General features: G+C 61.8%; 17 protein-coding genes. 6 read left to right on the forward strand and 11 right to left on the reverse strand.

Going from position 1 to position 18,244, the window contains the following annotated elements; translation table 11 throughout:
- Positions 1-44: 44 nt before the first annotated feature.
- Positions 45-902 carry a carboxylate/amino acid/amine transporter gene (locus AAHB08_RS13870; RefSeq protein ID WP_342059243.1) on the reverse strand — a complete coding sequence of 286 codons (858 nt, stop codon included), beginning with the start codon at positions 900-902 and terminating at the stop codon, positions 45-47.
- A 42-nt stretch (positions 903-944) separates the two neighbouring features.
- Here AAHB08_RS13870 and AAHB08_RS13875 point away from each other — a divergent pair, with 42 nt between their 5' ends.
- Complete coding sequence (locus AAHB08_RS13875) at positions 945-1,421, forward strand: DUF6314 family protein (RefSeq protein ID WP_342059244.1); 477 nt, start codon at positions 945-947, stop codon at positions 1,419-1,421.
- A gap of 106 nt (positions 1,422-1,527) precedes the next feature.
- On the opposite strand, the gene AAHB08_RS13880 is transcribed toward AAHB08_RS13875, so the two are convergent.
- Complete coding sequence (locus AAHB08_RS13880; RefSeq protein ID WP_005326376.1) at positions 1,528-1,689, reverse strand: hypothetical protein; 162 nt, start codon at positions 1,687-1,689, stop codon at positions 1,528-1,530.
- A complete protein-coding gene (locus AAHB08_RS13885; protein WP_139437058.1) occupies positions 1,674-2,573 on the reverse strand; it encodes a DMT family transporter in 900 nt (299 codons plus the stop codon). Before AAHB08_RS13885 ends, AAHB08_RS13880 begins: the two co-directional genes overlap by 16 nt.
- 90 nt (positions 2,574-2,663) lie before the next feature.
- On the opposite strand from AAHB08_RS13885, the gene AAHB08_RS13890 reads away from it, so the two are divergent.
- Positions 2,664-3,623, forward strand: a complete 960-nt coding sequence (locus tag AAHB08_RS13890; RefSeq protein WP_342059245.1) for a LysR family transcriptional regulator — start codon at positions 2,664-2,666, stop codon at positions 3,621-3,623.
- Here the strand turns inward: AAHB08_RS13890 and trpS are convergent.
- Positions 3,602-4,615 carry a tryptophan--tRNA ligase gene (gene trpS / locus AAHB08_RS13895; RefSeq protein WP_342059246.1) on the reverse strand — a complete coding sequence of 338 codons (1,014 nt, stop codon included), beginning with the start codon at positions 4,613-4,615 and terminating at the stop codon, positions 3,602-3,604. The two genes, AAHB08_RS13890 and trpS, sit on opposite strands and share 22 nt — an antisense overlap.
- 191 nt (positions 4,616-4,806) lie before the next feature.
- Complete coding sequence (locus tag AAHB08_RS13900; protein WP_025325220.1) at positions 4,807-5,241, reverse strand: universal stress protein; 435 nt, start codon at positions 5,239-5,241, stop codon at positions 4,807-4,809.
- A gap of 432 nt (positions 5,242-5,673) precedes the next feature.
- Here AAHB08_RS13900 and fabV point away from each other — a divergent pair, with 432 nt between their 5' ends.
- Positions 5,674-6,861, forward strand: coding sequence for an enoyl-ACP reductase FabV (gene fabV / locus AAHB08_RS13905; protein WP_342059247.1), 1,188 nt, complete (start codon positions 5,674-5,676; stop codon positions 6,859-6,861).
- A 230-nt stretch (positions 6,862-7,091) separates the two neighbouring features.
- On the opposite strand, the gene AAHB08_RS13910 is transcribed toward fabV, so the two are convergent.
- Positions 7,092-8,867 (reverse strand): diguanylate cyclase domain-containing protein, encoded by a 1,776-nt coding sequence (locus AAHB08_RS13910; RefSeq protein ID WP_342059264.1) that lies wholly within the window; start codon positions 8,865-8,867, stop codon positions 7,092-7,094.
- Between the two features lie 209 nt (positions 8,868-9,076).
- Here AAHB08_RS13910 and ftnA point away from each other — a divergent pair, with 209 nt between their 5' ends.
- Both ftnA and AAHB08_RS13920 read left to right on the forward strand, forming a co-directional pair.
- Positions 9,077-9,601, forward strand: coding sequence for a non-heme ferritin (ftnA, locus tag AAHB08_RS13915; RefSeq protein ID WP_025325223.1), 525 nt, complete (start codon positions 9,077-9,079; stop codon positions 9,599-9,601).
- 153 nt (positions 9,602-9,754) lie between these two features.
- The gene (locus AAHB08_RS13920; RefSeq protein ID WP_342059248.1) at positions 9,755-10,939 is read left to right on the forward strand and encodes an NAD(P)/FAD-dependent oxidoreductase; all 1,185 of its coding nucleotides are present in this window, start codon (positions 9,755-9,757) and stop codon (positions 10,937-10,939) included.
- Here the strand turns inward: AAHB08_RS13920 and AAHB08_RS13925 are convergent.
- Positions 10,885-11,184 (reverse strand): hypothetical protein, encoded by a 300-nt coding sequence (locus AAHB08_RS13925; protein ID WP_342059249.1) that lies wholly within the window; start codon positions 11,182-11,184, stop codon positions 10,885-10,887. The two genes, AAHB08_RS13920 and AAHB08_RS13925, sit on opposite strands and share 55 nt — an antisense overlap.
- 152 nt (positions 11,185-11,336) lie before the next feature.
- A complete protein-coding gene (locus AAHB08_RS13930; protein WP_342059250.1) occupies positions 11,337-12,557 on the reverse strand; it encodes an MFS transporter in 1,221 nt (406 codons plus the stop codon).
- Positions 12,558-12,779: 222 nt separating this feature from the next.
- Between AAHB08_RS13930 and leuE the strand changes: the two genes are divergently transcribed.
- Positions 12,780-13,418: a leucine efflux protein LeuE gene (gene leuE, locus AAHB08_RS13935; RefSeq protein WP_139437046.1), complete on the forward strand. Its 639-nt coding sequence runs from the start codon at positions 12,780-12,782 to the stop codon at positions 13,416-13,418.
- A gap of 40 nt (positions 13,419-13,458) precedes the next feature.
- On the opposite strand, the gene AAHB08_RS13940 is transcribed toward leuE, so the two are convergent.
- The 3 genes from AAHB08_RS13940 to AAHB08_RS13950 are packed head-to-tail and all read right to left on the reverse strand — an operon-like array spanning position 13,459 to position 18,220.
- Positions 13,459-14,133 (reverse strand): fimbria/pilus periplasmic chaperone, encoded by a 675-nt coding sequence (locus tag AAHB08_RS13940; protein WP_342059251.1) that lies wholly within the window; start codon positions 14,131-14,133, stop codon positions 13,459-13,461.
- Positions 14,134-14,147: 14 nt separating this feature from the next.
- Positions 14,148-15,770: a hypothetical protein gene (locus AAHB08_RS13945; protein WP_342059252.1), complete on the reverse strand. Its 1,623-nt coding sequence runs from the start codon at positions 15,768-15,770 to the stop codon at positions 14,148-14,150.
- Positions 15,771-15,772: 2 nt separating this feature from the next.
- Positions 15,773-18,220 (reverse strand): fimbrial biogenesis outer membrane usher protein, encoded by a 2,448-nt coding sequence (locus AAHB08_RS13950; protein WP_342059253.1) that lies wholly within the window; start codon positions 18,218-18,220, stop codon positions 15,773-15,775.
- Positions 18,221-18,244: the final 24 nt, after the last annotated feature.

Consider the following 18,244-nt stretch of genomic DNA (forward strand, 5'->3'; position numbering starts at 1 on the left):
TCTGTGGGTCAAAGGAGGCCTGTATCGGCAGGCCTGGTGCTTCGTCAGCCCGCGCTGCGCGCCGGCTGACGCTGGCAGACCCAGAGGGAGGCCAGCATCAGCAGGGCGCCGAGGCTGAGCCTGAACAGATCCGTATCCTTGCCCCAGAGCACCAGATTGACCAGCAGACCGGCCGGGATCAGGGCGTTGTTCATGATGGCCAGCACGCCGCTGCTCACCAGGGTGGCCCCTTTGTTCCACAGGAAGTAGCCGAGCCCGGATGCCCCCACCCCCAGCCAGAGCAGTATGCCCCACTGCAATCCACTCGTCGGGTATTGCGGTTGGCCCAGCAGCCACCAGGCGGGCAGGGCGATCACCAGGGCCCCCAGATAGAAGCAGCCAAACACCGCCAGCTGGGGCGGTTGCTGTGCCTCTCGCGCCAGCAGCACCTTGTAGCCCACCTGACCCAGGGCGAAGCAGAGGTTGGCTCCCTGCACCACCAGGAATCCCATCACATAGCTCTCGGTCAGGCCGTCGAAGCGGATGATGGCCGCCCCCAGCACCGCCAGCAGCGCCCCCCACAGGTAGGTCGGCTTGAAGCGCCCCTCCAGCAGATCGTGGATCAGGGTGACGTAGATGGGGGTGAAGATGGTGAACACCAGCACTTCCGGCACCGTCAGCAGCAGGAAGGAGTGGTAATAGAACAGATACATGATGCCGAGCTGGATGGCGCCGAGAGCCATCAGCTTGGCCACCAGATCGGGGCGCAGCCAGCGGCGGCGCAGGAAGGGCAGGAACACCAGGCTGGCGAGGACGATGCGGGTCAGCACCGAGAAGTAGGAGTCCACCTGGCCGGCGAGGTAGACCCCGATCAGGCTGAAGGAGAAGGACCAGAGCAGGGTAACCCCTATCAAGTAGTTCATGTGATTGAATTGTCGTCAGTTGTCAATTTGGAGGGCGCTATGATGGCCGAGTTGGAAAGCGCGATCCAGCGTTTATGGGGGCAGTTGCCACAGATCGGTGTGTTTGCCTTTGAGGCGAGCAACGGGGCGGGCTCCGCGACCGACTGGAACGGCCGTGGCGAGGGGGAGGTGCGGGTGACCGATCATCAGGGGGGCTGGCTGTTTACGGAGCAGGGGCGCTACACCACGCCCCATGGCCGGGTGCTCACCATGCACAACAACTTCTGGTGGCAGCGCGGCGAGCGGGGGATCAGCCTCTCCCACCTTCGCCATCAGTCGCCGGTGCTGCTGTTCGAGCTGTTGCCCCAGGGGGACGGGCGCTGGCTCACCGCCGAGGCGCACCTGTGCGGTCAGGATCACTACAGCGCGGAACTGACGCCGACCGAGGACGGCTTTCTGCTCGCCTGGCAGATCACGGGGCCGCGCAAGAACGAGCGGCTCAGCTACCGCTACTGGTCGGAGGGTGGAAAACCGGCATAAAAAAACCGGCGCAGAGCGCCGGTAGCGGGGACAAATCGGAGGTTTTTTTTAAAACGGTCCCAAAAACAGGAGAGATACACTCTCGTCACACATTCAGAGATGGCATTCAGGCATTCAGGGCATAGCTCAGCATGGCCTGCAGCTTGCTGTCGAAGAACCAGGGCAGGGTCAGCATCAGCAGGCCGAGCAGTCCGGCCAGCCGGTGGCGATATTGCCAGCCGGCTATCAGCACCAGACCGCCGCAGAGTGTGGTCAGGATGCCTGACATAGGCTGGCCTCCCGACGGGCACGACGCTGCTGTGCCCACTGGTTCAGGGCGACCGAGCCCAGGATCAGCGCCAGTGCCACGGCTGTGGTGGAGTGCACCTGCTCGCCGAGGAACAGGGCACCCAGCATGACGCCGAACAGCGGCACCAGGTAGTTGCTGAAGGAGGCGAAGGTCGGGCCCGCCTTCTGGATCAACGCCATGTAGAGGAAGTAGACCAGACCGGTACAGAAGACACCCAGAACTGTCACGGCACCGATGGCCTGCTGGCTCGGCAGGGTCAGGGCGCTCAGATCGGTGACGAAGGGCGCGGCCAGCAGCAGCTGGATGGCTGACGAGATCAGTATGTTGCGGGCCACCACCACAGGGTGGTCCTTGGCGAAGCGCTTGATCATCAGCAGGCCGATGGCGAAGCAGCTGGCGCCGAACAGTATGGCCATGGCACCGAGCAGACCGGCGTTCATGCCGTTGGCCAGTTTCGGCCAGAACAGCACCAGCACGCCGACGAAGCCGATGACCACGGAGAGCAGACCGCCCTTGGTGATTCTTTCACCAGAAATAAACAGGGGTGCAGCCAGAATGGTCACAAAGGGGATACAACCCATGACCACGGCGGCGATGGCGCTGTCCACATACTGCTGACCCCAGGCCACCATGATGAAGGGGATGGTGGCATCGAGCAGGGCGATCAGCATATAGGTACGCCAGGGGGTGTGCTCGCTCTTGAGGCGCATGAACAGGCAGAGCAGACCCAGGGTCAGGCTGCCGCACAGGGCACGACCGGCCGCCACCATGATGGGGGGCAGTTCGGTCACGGCCTGATGCATGAAAATGAACTGGGAGCCCCACAACAGGCCTATCGCCAGCAATAACAGATAGCTACGCATGTTAATCTCCGTGTAATTCGCCCGCGCATTCTATGCAATCTGCTACTATGCCAAAAATGAATTGTCGTCATTCAACTATGGCCAATATCGATGGAACTCCCCCTTTCCCGCCTCGACCTCAACCTGCTCAATGTGTTCGACATGCTGATGCAGGAGCGCAACGTCACCCGTGCAGCGGAACGGCTCCACCTCTCCCAGTCCACCGTCAGCCACGCCTTGGGGCGCTTGCGCCAGGCGCTGGACGACCCCCTGTTTGTCATGAGCCGGCGGGAGATGATGCCCACCGAGCGCGCCAAGGCCCTGGCCGGGCCGGTGCGCCAGGCGCTGGCCATGCTGGAGCAGGGCTTGCGCCAGGCCAAGGGATTCGAGCCCGCCAGCGCCCAGCGGGTGTTTCGCATCGCCACCCCGGGCTCGGTGGAGCACGGCCTGGTGCCGACCCTGGTGGAGCGCATGGTCCAGCAGGCGCCCCATTGCCGGCTGGAGGTGTGCGAGCTGGCGGACAGCGACTACGAGCGGGAGCTGGAGAAGGGGGAGCTGGATCTGGTGATCGGCTTTGCGGGCGCCAACAATCTCTCCCCTCGCTTGTGGCGCGAGGAGTGGTTCAGCAATCCCCTGGTCTGCCTGTCACCCCTTGGCAGCGCGCTGCCCGATGAGCTGGGGCCGGACGAGCTGGTGAGCCGCCCCCACATCCACACCTCCAGCTGGGGGCACAGCCAGGCCATGGTGGATCTCTGGCTGGCCCGCTTCGGGGTGGCGCGGGAGCTGGGGGTCAGGTTGCCGAGCTTCATGGCGGTGCCGCAGCTGATGGCGACCGGCCGCTATCTGGTGGTGGTGCCCGAGATGATAGGGCGCCACTTCTGCCGCTACTACCCGCTGCGGCTGCATCAGCTGGAGCCCGCCATTCCCATCGTCTACCTGATGGCGGGCCACCCGCTCAGCGCCCACGACGAGGCGATCGGCTGGTTCAAGGGGCTGCTGCACCGGCTCGCCTTCGAGCGTTACGGTGCAGACGCGCTGGGGGCGCCGACTCAGCGCAACCCGGCGAAGTAGTCCAGCCCCATGGCGCTCTTGACCTCTGCCAGCACCTCGTCGGTGAGGTCGCGGGCCTGCAAGGTGCCCTGCTGCAACAGGCGCAGCAGCTTCTCCTTGTCGGCGATGGCCGCCTGACGTCGCTCCCGCATGGGGGCGAGCAGAGTCTGCAGGCAGTCGTTCAGCACCTGCTTGCAGCGCATGTCGCCCAGCCCGCCGCGCTGGTAGTGGGCCTTCATCTCGGCCACCAGCGCCTTGTCCGGGTGGAAGGCATCCAGATAGGCGAACACCGTATTGCCCTCCACCTGGCCCGGATCGCTCACCTTGAGGTGATGGGGGTCGGTATACATGGCAAACACCGCCTGCTTGATCTCTTCCGCCGACATGCCGAGCTCTATGGTGTTGCCGAGGGACTTGGACATCTTGGCCTTGCCGTCTATGCCGGGCAGGCGGCCGGTGTCGCTCAGGATGGGCTGACATTCGGTCAGCACCTCTTTTCCTACCAGGGCGTTGAAGCGGCGCACTATCTCGTTGGTCTGCTCCAGCATGGGCAGCTGATCCTCGCCGACCGGCACATGGGTGGCGCGAAAGGCGGTGATGTCGGCGGCCTGGCTGACGGGATAGACCAGAAAACCGGCCGGCAGGCTGCGCTCGAACCCTTTCTGCTGGATCTCCGCCTTGACGGTGGGGTTGCGCTCCAGCCGGGCGACGCTGACCAGGTTGAGGTAATAGGTGGTGAGCTCGGCGAGGGCGGGCAGGGCGCTCTGCAGGCAGAAGGTGGTCTTGGCCGGATCCAGGCCGGCGGCCAGGTAGTCGGCCATCACCTCCAGCACGTGATCTGTCACCTTGGCCGGGTTGTGGCCGTTGTCGGTCAGCGCCTGCAGATCGGCGATCATCACGAACTGGCGGTAATGGTGCTGGGCCTCGACGCGCTGGCGCAGGGATCCGACGTAGTGGCCTATGTGCAGTTTGCCGGTGGGGCGATCGCCGGTCAGGATAACGGGGTTGTGCATGTCACTCTCTCCAGTGGGGTGGGCCGGGAGGCGACAAAGGGATGAAAACAATGACCGCCTCTTGGCGGTCACGGTGTTTTCTTTGGGAAAAATTACATAGAAAAGCAGTGCCGCCTGTTTATAAGCAGCACCACCAGTAGTTGTGATTGACGATGGTCATGTTCATGGCAAATCAAGCTACGCCTGTTTGATCACTTCTGCAAGGGCACGACCAGCAGATCGCAGGGCACCGTATTCATCAGCTGGCGGGCGCTGGAGGTGAGCAGGCTCCAGAAGCTCTGGCGGTGGCCACATACCAGCAGGTCTATCTGGTAATCCTTGACCGCCTGATTGACCCGCTCGCTCAGATCGCCGCAGATCACCAGCTTCTTCTCTATGGGGTAGTCCACCGAGGCGAGGAAGGCCTCCAGCTTCTCTTTCGCTTCGGCGATCACCTGATCCTGCACGTTGTCGATGTCGATATCGATCATCTCGGTGTAGAGATCCTTGAGGTCCACGTCCACATGAATCACCGACAGTTTGGCGCCATTGGAACGGGCCCGGTCGACCGCCTTGTCGATCACCTTGCGGTTGTCTTCCGACAGGTCGATCGCCGCCAGTATGTGCTTGTAATAGGTTCCACTCATGGGAATTCTCCTCACTGATCCTGGGTTCACTATACCAATGTCCGCTGAAACTAAAACGGCGATGTCACCACAGTTTCAGGATTTGCATGGCAAGCCCGTACTCCCTGGTTGCCATTGCGGATAAAGGATCGCACATATTTTGAACAGGAGTTTGAAGCCGATCACAGCCGTTCTATTGCCCCGACTGAGTGAGGGGAATAGGATGTGCCCGTGCTTCGCAATGAACACAACACAACAAAAAGCATCTGAATAACGCTTTGGGGAGCCTTGTGCTCCCTCTTGTTTTTCTGCCCCCTTTTCTTGCCCCTATGCCACCCGACATCAAGGTAATCCATGGCTTCTTGGTTATGCTCTAGCCAATTCCCGTGGCGATGCTGCCGACGCTCGCTGCGGCCGATCCCCGTATTCCATCGATCCCTTGGAGATTCATTCATGATCATTCATCCCCAGATCCAGGGCTGTGTGGCCCGCAACTGCCATCCCATCGGCTGCCGCGCCGCCGTGCAGCAGCAGATCGCCAGCGTCAAGGGGGCGGGCCCCTTCAACGGGCCGAAACGGGTGCTGGTGCTGGGGGCTTCCTCCGGGTTCGGACTGGCGTCACGCATTGCGCTGACCTTCGGCGCCGGCGCCGATACCCTGGGCATCTCGTTCGAGCGCGGGCCTTCCGACAAGGGGCTCGGCAGCGCGGGCTGGTACAACAACATCTGGTTTCGCCAGGCGGCGGAGCAGGAGGGGCGCATCGCCATCAACCTGATCGGCGATGCCTTCTCGGACGCCCTGCGCCAGCAGGCCATCGACGCCATCCGCCAGCAGCTGGGGCAGGTGGATCTGGTGGTCTATTCGCTCGCGAGCGGCCTTCGGGTGCTGCCGGATGGTCGCCAGGTGCGCTCGGTGCTCAAGACCACGGGCCAGCCCTTCAGCGGCTGGGGGCTGGATCTGGAACAGGACGCCCTGGTGCAACAATCCCTGGCACCAGCGACCCCGGAGGAGATCCGCGACACCGTCACCGTGATGGGGGGCGAAGACTGGCAGCTCTGGCTGCAGGCGTTGCAGCAGGCGGATTGTCTCGCGCCCGGCGCGCAAACCGTGGCCTACTCCTACATCGGCCCCGAATCCACCTATCCCCTCTATCGGGATGGCACCATCGGTTATGCCAAGGAGCATCTGCATGCCACCGCCGAGACCATCAACCTGCAGCTGGCCGAGCTCGGCGGTCACGCCTGGGTGTCGGTGTGCAAGGCGCTGGTGACCAAGGCGAGCGCCTATATTCCCGTGCTGCCTGTCTACCTCGGCCTGTTGATGGGGGTGATGAAGGAGCGGGGCGTGCACGAGGGCTGCATCGAGCAGATGCAGCGGCTGTTTGCCGCCAAGATGTACGGGCCCCATGGGGTGGTGGCCGACGGCAACCGCCTGATCCGGATGGATGACCACGAGCTGGATCCGGCGGTGCAGGCCGCCGTCTCGGCGCTCTGGTCCAAGGTGACACCGGACAACTTCCACGCCCTGGGGGACTTCGCCGGGCTGCGCCAGGACTTCATGCAGCTCAACGGCTTCGAGCTGCCCGGCGTCGACTATGGGGCGCCGGTGGATGTCGCCTCCCTGACCGAGCTGCTGCCCTGAGTCAGGTGCCTGTGTCAGGCTACGTTGCAGGCAGGCTGGTTGGGGGCCGGAGCCAGCCAATATAGTCTGGTTGCGTCCCTGGTGTCTGATGTTCGAGGCGTTATGGCTTCAGGCTTTCAGCCTCAGGCGACATTGCAGCTTGGCTGATTGGGGGCCGGAGCCAGCCAATATGGTCTGGTTGCGTCCCTGGTGTCTGATGTTCGAGGCGTTATGGCTTCAGGCCTTCAGCCTCAGGCGACGTTGCAGGCAGGCTGGTTGGGGGCGGGAGCCAGTATGGTCTGGTTGCGCCCCTGACGCTTGGCCTGGTACATGGCCATGTCGGCCCTGTGGATCAGCTGGCTGAGGCTGTCATCGTCCGGTGAGCGCTCCGCCACCCCTATGCTGATGGTCATGTGGGGGGCGGCCAGGTAGGCGATCCGGTTTCTCAGCTGTTCGGCCAGCCGCCAGCAGGTGGCCCCGTCCTGCGTCATGGCCACCAGAAACTCCTCCCCGCCCCAGCGCCCGACCTGTTGCAGGTCCGGCGCCCAGCTCTTCAGCTCCCGGGCCAGTTGCCGTATGGCCTGGTCACCTGTCTGGTGGCCGTGCCTGTCGTTGATCTGCTTGAAATGGTCGATGTCGATGATGAGCAGGGTCAGTGGCGCATCCAGCTGCCACTGCTGCTCCAGCTGCTCCAGCAGGGCGCGCCGGTTCGGCAGCCCGGTCAGCTGATCGAAGGTGGCGAGCTTGTAGAGGTGGCGCGAGCTGCGGTGCAGCCTGTGGGTGGTGAGTCCGAGCAGGATCAGGGCCCCGATCAGCAGGACGACCAGCATCAGCTGGTAGTAGCGGGCACTCTGCTGATACAGCAGTTGCTGGCGCTTGTTCTCGTTCTCCTGCTGCAACGCCAGGTTGCTGGCCTCGCTGCGGGCCAGGTCCATCTCGACCTGGAAGGCGGCGGCATGCTGGCTCAGGGTCTGGTTGAAGTGCTGCCTGTAGTGCTGCATGTAGCGGGTCATGACACCATAGGCCTCGGGGTAGCGTCCCAGGTCTGCCAGCAGCCTGGCCTGCATCGCCTTGCCCTCTATGCTGACCGGGCCTGGCTGATTCGTCAGCAGTTGCAAGGCCAGCTGGGTCTCCCCCCGTCCCTGCAGGGTTCTGGCCCGGATCTCGGTCAGCCGGGAGGCGGCCTGGGGATAACCCAGCCCCTCATAGATGGCCTGCGCCTCCTCCAGGCTCTGCCAGGCGGAGTGCCAGTCTCGCTGCGCATTGAACACCATGGCCCTGTAGCCGAGGACGATGGCGCGATAGTGGGGCGAGAGCCCGGGGGTGGCCAGCAGGGCCTCGAGCAGCTCGCTCGCCCGATCGGGGCGCCCCATGTCGATGTAGAGCCGCGCCATGTTGGCCCGGATGATGGCCTGGCTGTTGGGTTCGTTCAGTCGCACCATCTGCCCGAGGGCATCCTGATAGTAGCTCTCGGCCTCCCGGTGGAGGCTGAGATCGGCATAGAGGTTGCCAAGGGTCATCATCAGACGGGCACACTGCAGGGTGGAGAGGGCGCTTCTTGGCCCTTTCTGCTTGAGCTGGAAGGCGGTCTTGAGCTCGGCGATCGCCTCCTTCATCTGCTGGGTACGGTAGAGGGCGAGGCCATTGAGGGCATGCCACTCGGACTCCTGCTGGAGATGGCCCAGGATGGCCGGCCTGAGCTGGGTCAGCAGCTGGAGGGCTTGCTCGGGGGCCTCGGTATCCAGGGTCAGGGCAATCTGCTGCAATCTGAAGTCGAGCAGGCGCCGGCTCTCCTGCTGGGCACTGGCCAGCCCGCGGGCGCGGGCGTTGTCCAGCAGGGCCTGCTGGTAGCGTCCCAGGGCGGCCTGGGCAAGGGCTCTGGCATGGAACAGCTCCATGTCCTGCTGCGGGCTGGCGTCGAGGCGCTGCAGATAGCCGACGGGATCCCGCGCCGCCTGCAATTCAGCCTCTTCCAGCAAGGAGGGAGTGGCCTGCAACTGGGTTATCCAGAGCAGCGCCAGTGCCATAATGAATCTCATTGAATCCTTTCCCCGACCACTGGCGCCATCATAATGGCTGACGCTACCTACACCATGTTTCTTTGCTTCTCTATAACCGTATGGGTGACAGGATGAGGTGAAGCCGGGTCACAACTGCGAGCGCTGACCGTCGTATCTGGTTGCGTCAGGCTGCAACAGTGGCGACAATCGTGACCAAATCACAGTGGAGAATCATCATGTTGGCCAAAGCCATGATCGAGAAGTTGAACGAGCAGATTAATCTTGAATTCTATTCCTCCAATCTCTACCTGCAGATGAGCGCCTGGTGCGAAGACAAGGGCTTCGAAGGGGCTGCCACCTTCCTGCGCAAGCACGCCGCCGAGGAGCGCCAGCACATGGAGCGTCTGTTCACCTACGTGAGCGAAACCGGTGGCATGCCGCTGCTGGGGGCCATAGATGCGCCTCCCCACGAGTTCAACTCGCTGGGAGACATCTTCCGCACCACCCTGGAGCACGAGTACCACATCACCAAGTGCATCAACGGCCTGGCCCATGTGGCATTCACCACCCAGGACTACTCCACCTTCAACTTCCTGCAGTGGTACGTGGCCGAGCAGCACGAAGAGGAGAAGCTGTTCAAGAGCATCGTCGATCGCCTGTCGCTGGTGGGCGAAGATGGCAAGGGTCTCTACTTCATCGACAAGGAGCTGGCCGAGCTGGCCAAGGGTGCCCCTGCCAGCATCATGGACGGCAACGCCTGATAGTCGTGGACACTTAGTGTTCAGCCAGTACAATACGGCCCCCTCGTGGGCCGTTTTCGATTGATGCAGCCATGAAACCGCCGCTGTGGTTTCTGCCGGATGCGATGACGGCCCCTTGGCAGGGGCCGTTTTTCTTTTGATGGGTGAGTGACGATGAAGCAGGTGGATGTGGTGGTGATCGGGGCCGGGGCGGCCGGCTTGATGTGTGCGGCCCAGGCCGGTTATCGGGGGCGATCCGTGCTGCTGCTGGACAACGCCAAGAAACCGGGGCGCAAGATCCTCATCAGCGGCGGCGGTCGCTGCAACTTCACCAACCATCAGGCCGGTCCCCACGCCTTCCTCTCGGGCAATCCGCACTTCTGCAAGTCGGCGTTGGCGCGCTACACCCAGCAGGACTTCATCGATCTGGTGGACAGGCACGGGGTGAATTATCACGAGAAGACCCTGGGCCAGCTGTTCTGTGACGAGAGCGCCAAGGAGATAGTCGAGGTGCTGCTCACCGAGTGTGACTGGGCCGGGGTGACCCTGCAGTGCCAGACCGAGATCCTCTCCGTCAGCAAGAGCGAAGAGGGCTTCGTGCTGACCACCAGTCAGGGGGAGATCAGCTGCCACTCCCTGGTGGTCGCCACCGGCGGCCTCTCCATGCCGAAACTCGGCGCCACTCCCTACGGCTTCAAGCTGGCGGAGCAGTTCGGTCTCAACGTGCTGCCCACCCGCGCCGGTCTGGTGCCCTTCACCCTGCATCAGGAACAGAAAGAGGCGTTCGCCGATCTCGCCGGGGTCAGCCTGCCGGTGGCGGTGACCGCCGAGGATGGCACCCGCTTCAAGGAGGCCATGCTGTTCACCCATCGCGGTCTCTCCGGCCCCGCCATCCTGCAGATCTCCTCCTTCTGGCTGGCGGGGGAGAAGATCCACATCAACCTGCTGCCCGAGCTGGATATACCGGCGGCCCTCAAGGCCTGGGCCCAGGCCCATCCGGCCCAGGAGCTGAAAACCGTGCTGGGGCGCGAGCTGCCCAAGCGCTTCGTCGACAAGCTGGTGGAGCTGGGGCAGCTCCACAGCAAGCCGATGCGCCAGTACAACGAGCGGGAGCTGGAGGCGGTGGCCACCTTGCTGGGGGACTGGCAGATACTGCCGAACGGCACCGAAGGCTATCGTACCGCCGAGGTGACCCTGGGGGGGGTGGATACCAACGAGCTCTCCTCCAAGACCATGGAGGCGCGCAAGGTGCCCGGTCTCTACTTCATCGGCGAGGTGGTGGACGTGACCGGCTGGCTCGGTGGCTACAACTTCCAGTGGGCCTGGTCTTCCGGCTGGGTTGCCGGCCAGTACTGCTGATGATGCAGCCCGGTGTCGTCGATGACCACGATCACGGGTTCAGTAGTGACAACTTCCAGTGGGTCTGTCATCCCCTCCGGCTGGGTGGCCGGCCAGTACTGCTGATGATGCAGCCCGGTGTCGTCGATGACCACGATCACGGGCTCAGTAGTGACAACTTCCAGTGGGTCTGTAATCCCCTCCGGCTGGGTGGCCGGCCAGTACTGCTGATGATGCAGCCCGGTGTCGTCGATGACCACGATCACGGGCTCAGTAGTGACAACTTCCAATGGGTCTGAAATCCCCTCCGGCTGGGTGGCTGATCAGTACTGCTGACGTACCCTTGCTCTCATCAACGTCCAACGCGGCCTTCTCAGGCCGCGTTTTTTATGGGTGCTATCCCACGCGGGGCGATCCGCTACCCCTTGCGGATCGTCGGCAAGAAGGCGGTCAGCAAGCCGATGAGCGGCAGGTAGGCGCAGAGCTGGTACACGGTCTCTATGCTGGTGGCATCGGCCAGCTGACCCAGCAGGGCGGCGCCTATGCCCCCCATGCCGAAGGCGAAGCCGAAGAAGAGGCCGGAGATGGTGCCGACCTTGCCGGGCACCAGCTCCTGGGCGTAGACCAGGATGGCGGAGAAGGCCGACGCCAGGACGAGGCCGATGATCACCGAGAGCACCGAGGTCCAGAACAGGTCAACGTGGGGCAGCAGCAGGGTGAAGGGTGCGACCCCCAGGATGGAGATCCAGATCACCCGCTTGCGGCCGATGCGGTCACCGACCGGCCCGCCGAGCACTGTGCCCGCCGCGACGGCGAACAGGAAGGCAAACAGATGGAACTGGGCGCTATCCAGGGACAGGCTGAACTTGTCCATCAGATAGAAGGTGTAATAGCTGCTCAGGCTGGTCATGTAGAAGAACTTGGAGAACATCAGCAGGCCCAGGATGGCCAGCGACCAGCCGATCTGGCGGCGGCTCAGGCCGCTGCCGGCATGGGCCTTCATCCGCTTGTGGAAGTTGGCCCCGTGATGGCTGGACCAGCGCCCGACCAGGCAGAGCACCATGACGCCCACCAGGGCGAACAGCGAGAACCAGGCGGCGCTGCCCTGTCCCTGCGGCACTATGATGAGCGCGGCGAGCAGCGGACCTATGGCCGAGCCGAGGTTGCCGCCGATCTGGAACAGGGACTGGGCCAGGCCCGGCTGGTTGCCGGCCGCCATGCGGGCGACCCGGGAGGATTCCGGGTGGAAGACGGAGGAGCCCATGCCGATCAGCATGGCCGACAGCAGCACGGCGCCAAAGCTGCCCGCCTGTGACAGGGAGAGCAAGCCTATCAGGGTGAAGCCCATGCCGAGGGGAAGCGAATACGGCATGGGCCTGCGGTCCGTGTAGAGGCCGATCAGCGGCTGCAACAACGAGCCCGTGAACTGGTAGGTGAGGGTGATGAGCCCTATCTGGGTGAACGACAGATCGAGCCCCAGCTTCAGCAGCGGATAGATGGCCAGCAGCACAGATTGCATCATGTCGTTCAACAGGTGCGAGAAGCTGATGGCGGCAATCACCGGATAAGTGGTGGTGTTCAGGGGGTCGGCCGAGGGCGGGGCGGCGATCGGCGTGTCGGTACTCAGGGTCTTTTCCATGGGTGAGGTATCTGCGGTTTCACACTCCCTCTACCATGCCCTATCCAGGTGCATCTGGACATAACCAAAGTGGGCGAACGCCGGGGCTGCTCTCGATCGGCGTGCCAGCCGTTCATCCTGAAGGTGTGGGGATGGCAGGTCAGATCTTGTGCTTGGCGCGTGGCGGATTAGTATAGAAAGCCTGCCGCCGCTATCCGGCCCATCGCCCGCCATGGAGGGAACATGTTCGAAAGCCTGGGAGTCATCAACGTCTGGACCTATCTGGTGGGGCTCTTCTTCATCATCATAGCGCCGGGCCCCAACTCCATTTATGTGCTGCGCACCGCCGCGGTGCGGGGCATTGGGCCTGGCTATCGCGCCGCCCTCGGGGTCTTCGTCGGTGACGCCATCCTCATCTTCTGCGCCTATCTGGGGATCGCCTCCCTCATTCGCACCACCCCATTGCTGTTTACCCTGGTGCGTTATCTCGGCGCCATCTACCTGCTCTATCTGGGGGTGAAGATCCTCCATGCCAACTTCATTGCCAGGCGCGAAGGGCAGGAGTCTGCGGTGGAGCTGGGGGAGCGCTATTTCTCCAAGGCCCTCACCCTGAGCCTCACCAACCCCAAGGCGATCCTGTTCTACGTCTCCTTCTTCGTGCAGTTCATCGACTTCAGCTATGCCCACACCTGGATCTCCTACCTGGTGCTGGCCGGCATGCTGGAAGCCATGAGCTTCGTCTATCTCACCCTGCTGATCTTCGGCGGCACTCTGGTGGCTAGCTTCTTTCGCCGTAAACAGGGGCTTGCCCGGCTGGGCAATGGCCTGATAGGTCTGTTCTTCATGGGCTTCGCCGCCAGATTGGCGACGCTCTCCTCCTGACCTTCGGGATTGCTGACCCAGGTTGCCCGGTGCCGGTCACCTAGTCTGGCCAGCAATCCTTGCCGACCGGGATGAAGCGGGACTGGTAGACGATCAGTTTCTGGTTGCCTGCTTGGCCGATCCTCGGGTTCTGGTAGGTCTCACCGGGCAACAGGTATTTGCTGTCGGCCTCGCTGTCCGGCTGCTCACAACCTTGCTTGACCATGAATTCGAAATAGGTGTTGCCGGTATTGGTGATGCTGCTCTGTGCCGAATCCAGCTGGTATTCAAAACGTGACTGACGCGGGCGCACCACCAGAATGGACTGCAGGGCCAGCTTCACCTCTACGGTTCCCCGGTGCTGCGTCTGACTGCCGTCATCCACCTGGGCCGCCGGTGACTCGGTGAAGGTGATCCGGTAGTAACGCTCATGGTCATCGGCCGGCCCCTTGTAGTAGAACTTGACGTTCTGGGCCTGTTTGGCATGCAGGGTGAAGCGCTTGGGGGCATACAGCAGCTCACCGGGGACGGTGGGCAGTGCCCTGCCCCTGGCCGTGGGGTCGCTGATTTTTTCCATCTGTATGTCGTACAGCTTGGGCGAGGCGCTGTTGTTGGTCAGGGTTCGGGTGATGAACTCCTGCTTTGGCGCCATGGCAAGAGTCATGGCGCCGATGTCGAGGGCGGCGGCCTGTGAGGCGAGCAGGCCGCCCAGCAAGGGCCAAAGAAGACGATGCATGTTGTGCTCCATGGTCAGCGCCAGGTCCCCTTGATGGTGATGGTGCCGCTTTGCTCCACCTCACCTTCCCACATCTCGTCGCCCATGGTGCGCTGCACCATGGGATCGGTCAGGTCGAACTCCAGCGCCAGCTTGTAAAACCGGGTGATGCCCTGGCCGTTGACGGGATCGTTCCACTCCTGCGGCGGCTGGTTGTCCCGTATACCCAGGGTGCGAATATCCACCGGTGTGCGATCGCAGCGAATGGTGTGCCGTGAAGCCGCACCATGAGCCACCGAATCGAATACCAGCCTGGTGGGTATGGGGACGGCCTGTTCGGGTGCAGACGAGCCAGCAGGATAGAAGGTGCAATGTCCCTGATAAGGCGAACCTCTGTCCTGTGAAATGGAAATTTCCAGCATGTCGGCACTGATGGGGCCGCTATCAGAGATATTGTATGAGAAGCTCAGAATATCTTTTCCGACCTGGCCCTCCCTGTAAGGGTTACTGACGCCTTCCGAAGATAAAATGGAAACGCTGAAGTCCCGTGGCTTTATATGAATTTCTGTTGTGCCGCTGAATTCATAGTATCCACTCTCGGGGGCATAGCCATTCTTCATGTTGAAGTTGATCAGACTGCGAGTCAGTTGATCTTGCAGTCCCAGTCTCACAACTTGTTTGAAGAAATTGCTGGACAAGAAAAGATAAACCGATGGCTGCCCTCTTAAATAGCTGATGTTGTAGCGAGAACCTTTGTTTGCCCAATTTTTCAAATCTGCGCTCATTTGCAGATCCGCAGCATCAATGGCGCTATTCAGCGAGCTGTTTCTGACATTGGTATACATATAGGGCTCGGTGTAGTTCTGGCTGCCATCTTCGTTGAAGTTGTAATCAAGAAAACGACACAAAATCCCATCTCGGGTGCCCAGCCTGTAATTCTCACAGCCTTGTGAACCGGGCAAAACATAGGGTGTCCCATTGCTGTCCACAATGACTTCGCTTATCGCATTGGTTTGTACGAAGCGAAGATGGCCTGCTTTTTTGTGCTGCATGTTTCTCACATACCAGTAGCCACTGTTTTGATTGATACAGCGTTCACCGGCTGCCGCGTCATATTTGAGTGTGGTCATGCACAGGTTCATTTCCCTGTTCAAGATGGCTCCCACAGGCATGGTCCGAAGATAGTCAAAGAAACTCGAACTCAATTTGCCATGACCCCAACCAGCAGATGCCCCGATGAGGCCGAAGAAGCCGAGATCATCAACGACGGCCGGTTTGTTGACTGCCTCCGCTGTATCGGGGTCACAACGGGTATAAGTCATGATGCAGCGTTGGTTGACGTAAGGGCGGCGAATAGGGCCGTTTTCCCACATATCGACGTTCCAGTTGTTGATATCGGTGTTGTATCCGTTATCAACGTACGCCAGGCTCACCTGACCATTGCCTTTGAGCGAGGTCCAGGCATTTGCGCCGGTCAGGCGTGGATCCAGACCATCGGTCGGCGCAACAAACAGGTTGTTGTCTTCCTGATTTTCAATAAACAGAAAATGGCGCAGCGCGGCATTCGGCCAGACGGTTTTGGATACAGCCGCACTGCTTTGCTGTGCCCAGCCGGCGCCAAGTGCAATGACCAGCAGCAATCTGTGTGTGATGTTCATGTTCAATATTCTCTCACCATGGCATAGGTGGGCAGTCCCTGGCAGGTCACGACGCCGACCCAGGCTGCGCCCGTGTGTTGTGCAAGATCCAGGTCGGCTTCACAGAAGTCGCTTCCCCGGCGGAAAGTCAGCATGGGATTGGCCTTGTCCACATCCAGGGAGAACTCGCCTGCCTCGTTGGTCACCGTGGTGCCGATGTGGTTGTCAATGCGGGCATTCGCAAGCAGCGAGCCGTCTTCTGCCCTGAGTACGCCGAACACGGTGACCATCTCCTTGATGCTGCTGCCGGCATCCAGGGTGGCGACGTTGCCGGGGAACAGGGTGTAGCGCTGCTTGCCGGTGTTGATGTCATAGCTGTCCTTGCCCGTCTTGCTGTTGAGCAGTTCCACCTCGTACTCCTGATAGGGCGGGAGTGCCAGGAATGTCTGTTCCCCTTGCAGGGGGTAGTCCTGTCCATTCACCTTGGCCAGCATCTGTCCTTCACGGTGGATGCCGGTATTGATGATGAGGCCTGAACCTGAGGAGCTCCGGCTGGATGCGACCACGTCATTCTCCGTGGTGATCAGGGCACCTCGTGCAATCAGGTTGCCATTCATGTCGCCACCGTGGCCGCGACCCAGCGTCATGGTGCCGCCGATGACCCTGTTCTCGAACCCCAGGGTGCCGGAAAGCGCCATATTGTGCGTGTCGCTGCCGTGCATCATGCGGGAGGCATTCAGCGTTGCCAGGTTGATGGCCCCCTCCATGCGCTTCTGATAGCTGAGGTTGGCTGTGGTCTGGCCCTGCTCGTTGCTGCTCATGCCGAAGCTGAACAGATTGTCGAACGGGATGGAGTAGTCCAGGGTGATGCTCTTGTTGCTGAATCCATCGAGGGTACTGCTGTCACTCTGCAGGCTGGCGCGCATGGAGAGGTTGCCGTATCGGCCCGCATAGAGGTGCTGGTAGTAATCCGCATAGCTGCGATCGCTGTTCATCTGACGGTCGTGCGTGGTGTTGAAGGTCAGTTGGCCCAGGCCGCTGACCCAGCCACCCAGATTGAGCGTGATGCCGGCGGAGTAGAGCTCGGTTTCACCCACTCCCAGGGTATCGCCCGCGTTCAGTTTCTCCTGGCTGACCCACAGGGAGGCGTTGTCATGGGCCTGCAGGGAGAGGCTGGAGGCCAGCCGCCAGGAGTGATCGGTGGCCAGCATGCCTTGCACCTGGGTGCCGAGGCGATCCGTAACCTGCCAGCTGGCACGCCCCTCGCCGACGGCCGCGCCCCTGAAAGCATAGGTCGTCGTGGCCAGTTCAAGGGTGTCCAGCGAGCGCGCCAGCGACAGGCCCAGCAGGGGGGAATCGCCGCTGCTCTGGCTGTTCTCCATCATGCCCCCCCACCACTGCCATCCCCACTCCCGGGTAAACCCCGGGTTGCCACCCAGCTTGGTGACACGCTGGGTGGTCGTGCTGGTCAGGCGGCCGTCGACATAGACTTCGACCGTGACGTTGTAGACCCCGTTGGGGAACGAAGAGGTATCTATGTGCTGGTTGCCGATAGCCAGGTTTTGCAGGCCGATCAGGCGCTCATCCCGATAGACCCTGGCCTCGCCGTTGGCGGGCATGAAGACTTGAACCGGGGTGGTCGATTCGTTGGTTGCCTGTTTTCGAGATTGTGCCTGGTTGCCATAGGATGCGCCGTAGAGGCGGCCCGTGGTCAGGCCCGTCACTACCCCCAGGGTCTGCAAGTCCCACGTCGACACCATGCCCGCCGCGATGCGGCGATCATCGAGATCCCGTTCGTACATGGCGCGGTAGATATCGCCGCTCTGTTCCGGCTCGCCCAGGTTGTAAAGGGAGGCATCCATGGCGACATGGTGCGCGCCGAGTCCGACGATGCTCTCCAGTTGCAGGAAATTGGAGTCGTGGTGGCCGCTCTGGGGATTGTTGATGAAGGAGTAGCCCAGGTTGTAGCGCTGTACGCCCGTCAAGGTGTCCACCGTCGGGGTCAGTGCGACGCGGTTGTCAGGCTGCCTGGCCTGGCCAAAGGCGTCCCGTGACACCCGGATGGTGAGCAGCATGGCGACAAGGTCCAGCTGCATGCTGGCATCGGCGTCGATCTGCAAATCGCCTTCTGCAGAAAAAGTGCGTTTTTGCTGGCTGGAGAGCAGGGTGGTGAGGGCGTCGTTCAGCACGCCTTGCTGCTGGCCGGCACTGAAATCAAGGTGCAACAAGTGCAGCTTGCCATCTTGCAGCAGCAGGGTGGCATTGCCGATGGTGTCGTCGGTCAGGGTGTCGATCCTGTTGTCCTCATCCGTGTATCGGAGGCGCACCGGTACCGCCAGCCCCTCTTCCAGTGCCTTGGCAAAACTGGCAGGAATGATGACGTTGGCGATTTTGAGAGGGGCAGCAGTGCTGGCCGAGGCTGACATAGCAATCAGCCAGGAGAGCGGCAACAGCCAGGCTTTTTTCAACATTTCGAGCACCATGGTTCCGGATGT

This window comes from Aeromonas sp. OTU364, from assembly GCF_038440395.1.
GTDB lineage: Bacteria > Pseudomonadota > Gammaproteobacteria > Enterobacterales > Aeromonadaceae > Aeromonas.

What these genes read in the sequence shown, in the direction of transcription:
- AAHB08_RS13890 (WP_342059245.1), top strand. Translation starts at nt 2,664, where the DNA reads ATGGAACTCCCCCTTTCCCGCCTCGACCTCAACCTGCTCAATGTGTTC.
- AAHB08_RS13950 (WP_342059253.1), bottom strand. Translation starts at nt 18,220, where the DNA reads ATGTTGAAAAAAGCCTGGCTGTTGCCGCTCTCCTGGCTGATTGCTATG.
- trpS (WP_342059246.1), bottom strand. Translation starts at nt 4,615, where the DNA reads ATGCACAACCCCGTTATCCTGACCGGCGATCGCCCCACCGGCAAACTG.
- AAHB08_RS13875 (WP_342059244.1), top strand. Translation starts at nt 945, where the DNA reads ATGGCCGAGTTGGAAAGCGCGATCCAGCGTTTATGGGGGCAGTTGCCA.
- ftnA (WP_025325223.1), top strand. Translation starts at nt 9,077, where the DNA reads ATGTTGGCCAAAGCCATGATCGAGAAGTTGAACGAGCAGATTAATCTT.
- AAHB08_RS13880 (WP_005326376.1), bottom strand. Translation starts at nt 1,689, where the DNA reads ATGTCAGGCATCCTGACCACACTCTGCGGCGGTCTGGTGCTGATAGCC.
- AAHB08_RS13945 (WP_342059252.1), bottom strand. Translation starts at nt 15,770, where the DNA reads ATGAACATCACACACAGATTGCTGCTGGTCATTGCACTTGGCGCCGGC.
- fabV (WP_342059247.1), top strand. Translation starts at nt 5,674, where the DNA reads ATGATCATTCATCCCCAGATCCAGGGCTGTGTGGCCCGCAACTGCCAT.
- AAHB08_RS13920 (WP_342059248.1), top strand. Translation starts at nt 9,755, where the DNA reads ATGAAGCAGGTGGATGTGGTGGTGATCGGGGCCGGGGCGGCCGGCTTG.
- AAHB08_RS13885 (WP_139437058.1), bottom strand. Translation starts at nt 2,573, where the DNA reads ATGCGTAGCTATCTGTTATTGCTGGCGATAGGCCTGTTGTGGGGCTCC.
- AAHB08_RS13910 (WP_342059264.1), bottom strand. Translation starts at nt 8,867, where the DNA reads ATGGCACTGGCGCTGCTCTGGATAACCCAGTTGCAGGCCACTCCCTCC.
- AAHB08_RS13870 (WP_342059243.1), bottom strand. Translation starts at nt 902, where the DNA reads ATGAACTACTTGATAGGGGTTACCCTGCTCTGGTCCTTCTCCTTCAGC.
- AAHB08_RS13940 (WP_342059251.1), bottom strand. Translation starts at nt 14,133, where the DNA reads ATGCATCGTCTTCTTTGGCCCTTGCTGGGCGGCCTGCTCGCCTCACAG.
- AAHB08_RS13930 (WP_342059250.1), bottom strand. Translation starts at nt 12,557, where the DNA reads ATGGAAAAGACCCTGAGTACCGACACGCCGATCGCCGCCCCGCCCTCG.
- AAHB08_RS13900 (WP_025325220.1), bottom strand. Translation starts at nt 5,241, where the DNA reads ATGAGTGGAACCTATTACAAGCACATACTGGCGGCGATCGACCTGTCG.
- leuE (WP_139437046.1), top strand. Translation starts at nt 12,780, where the DNA reads ATGTTCGAAAGCCTGGGAGTCATCAACGTCTGGACCTATCTGGTGGGG.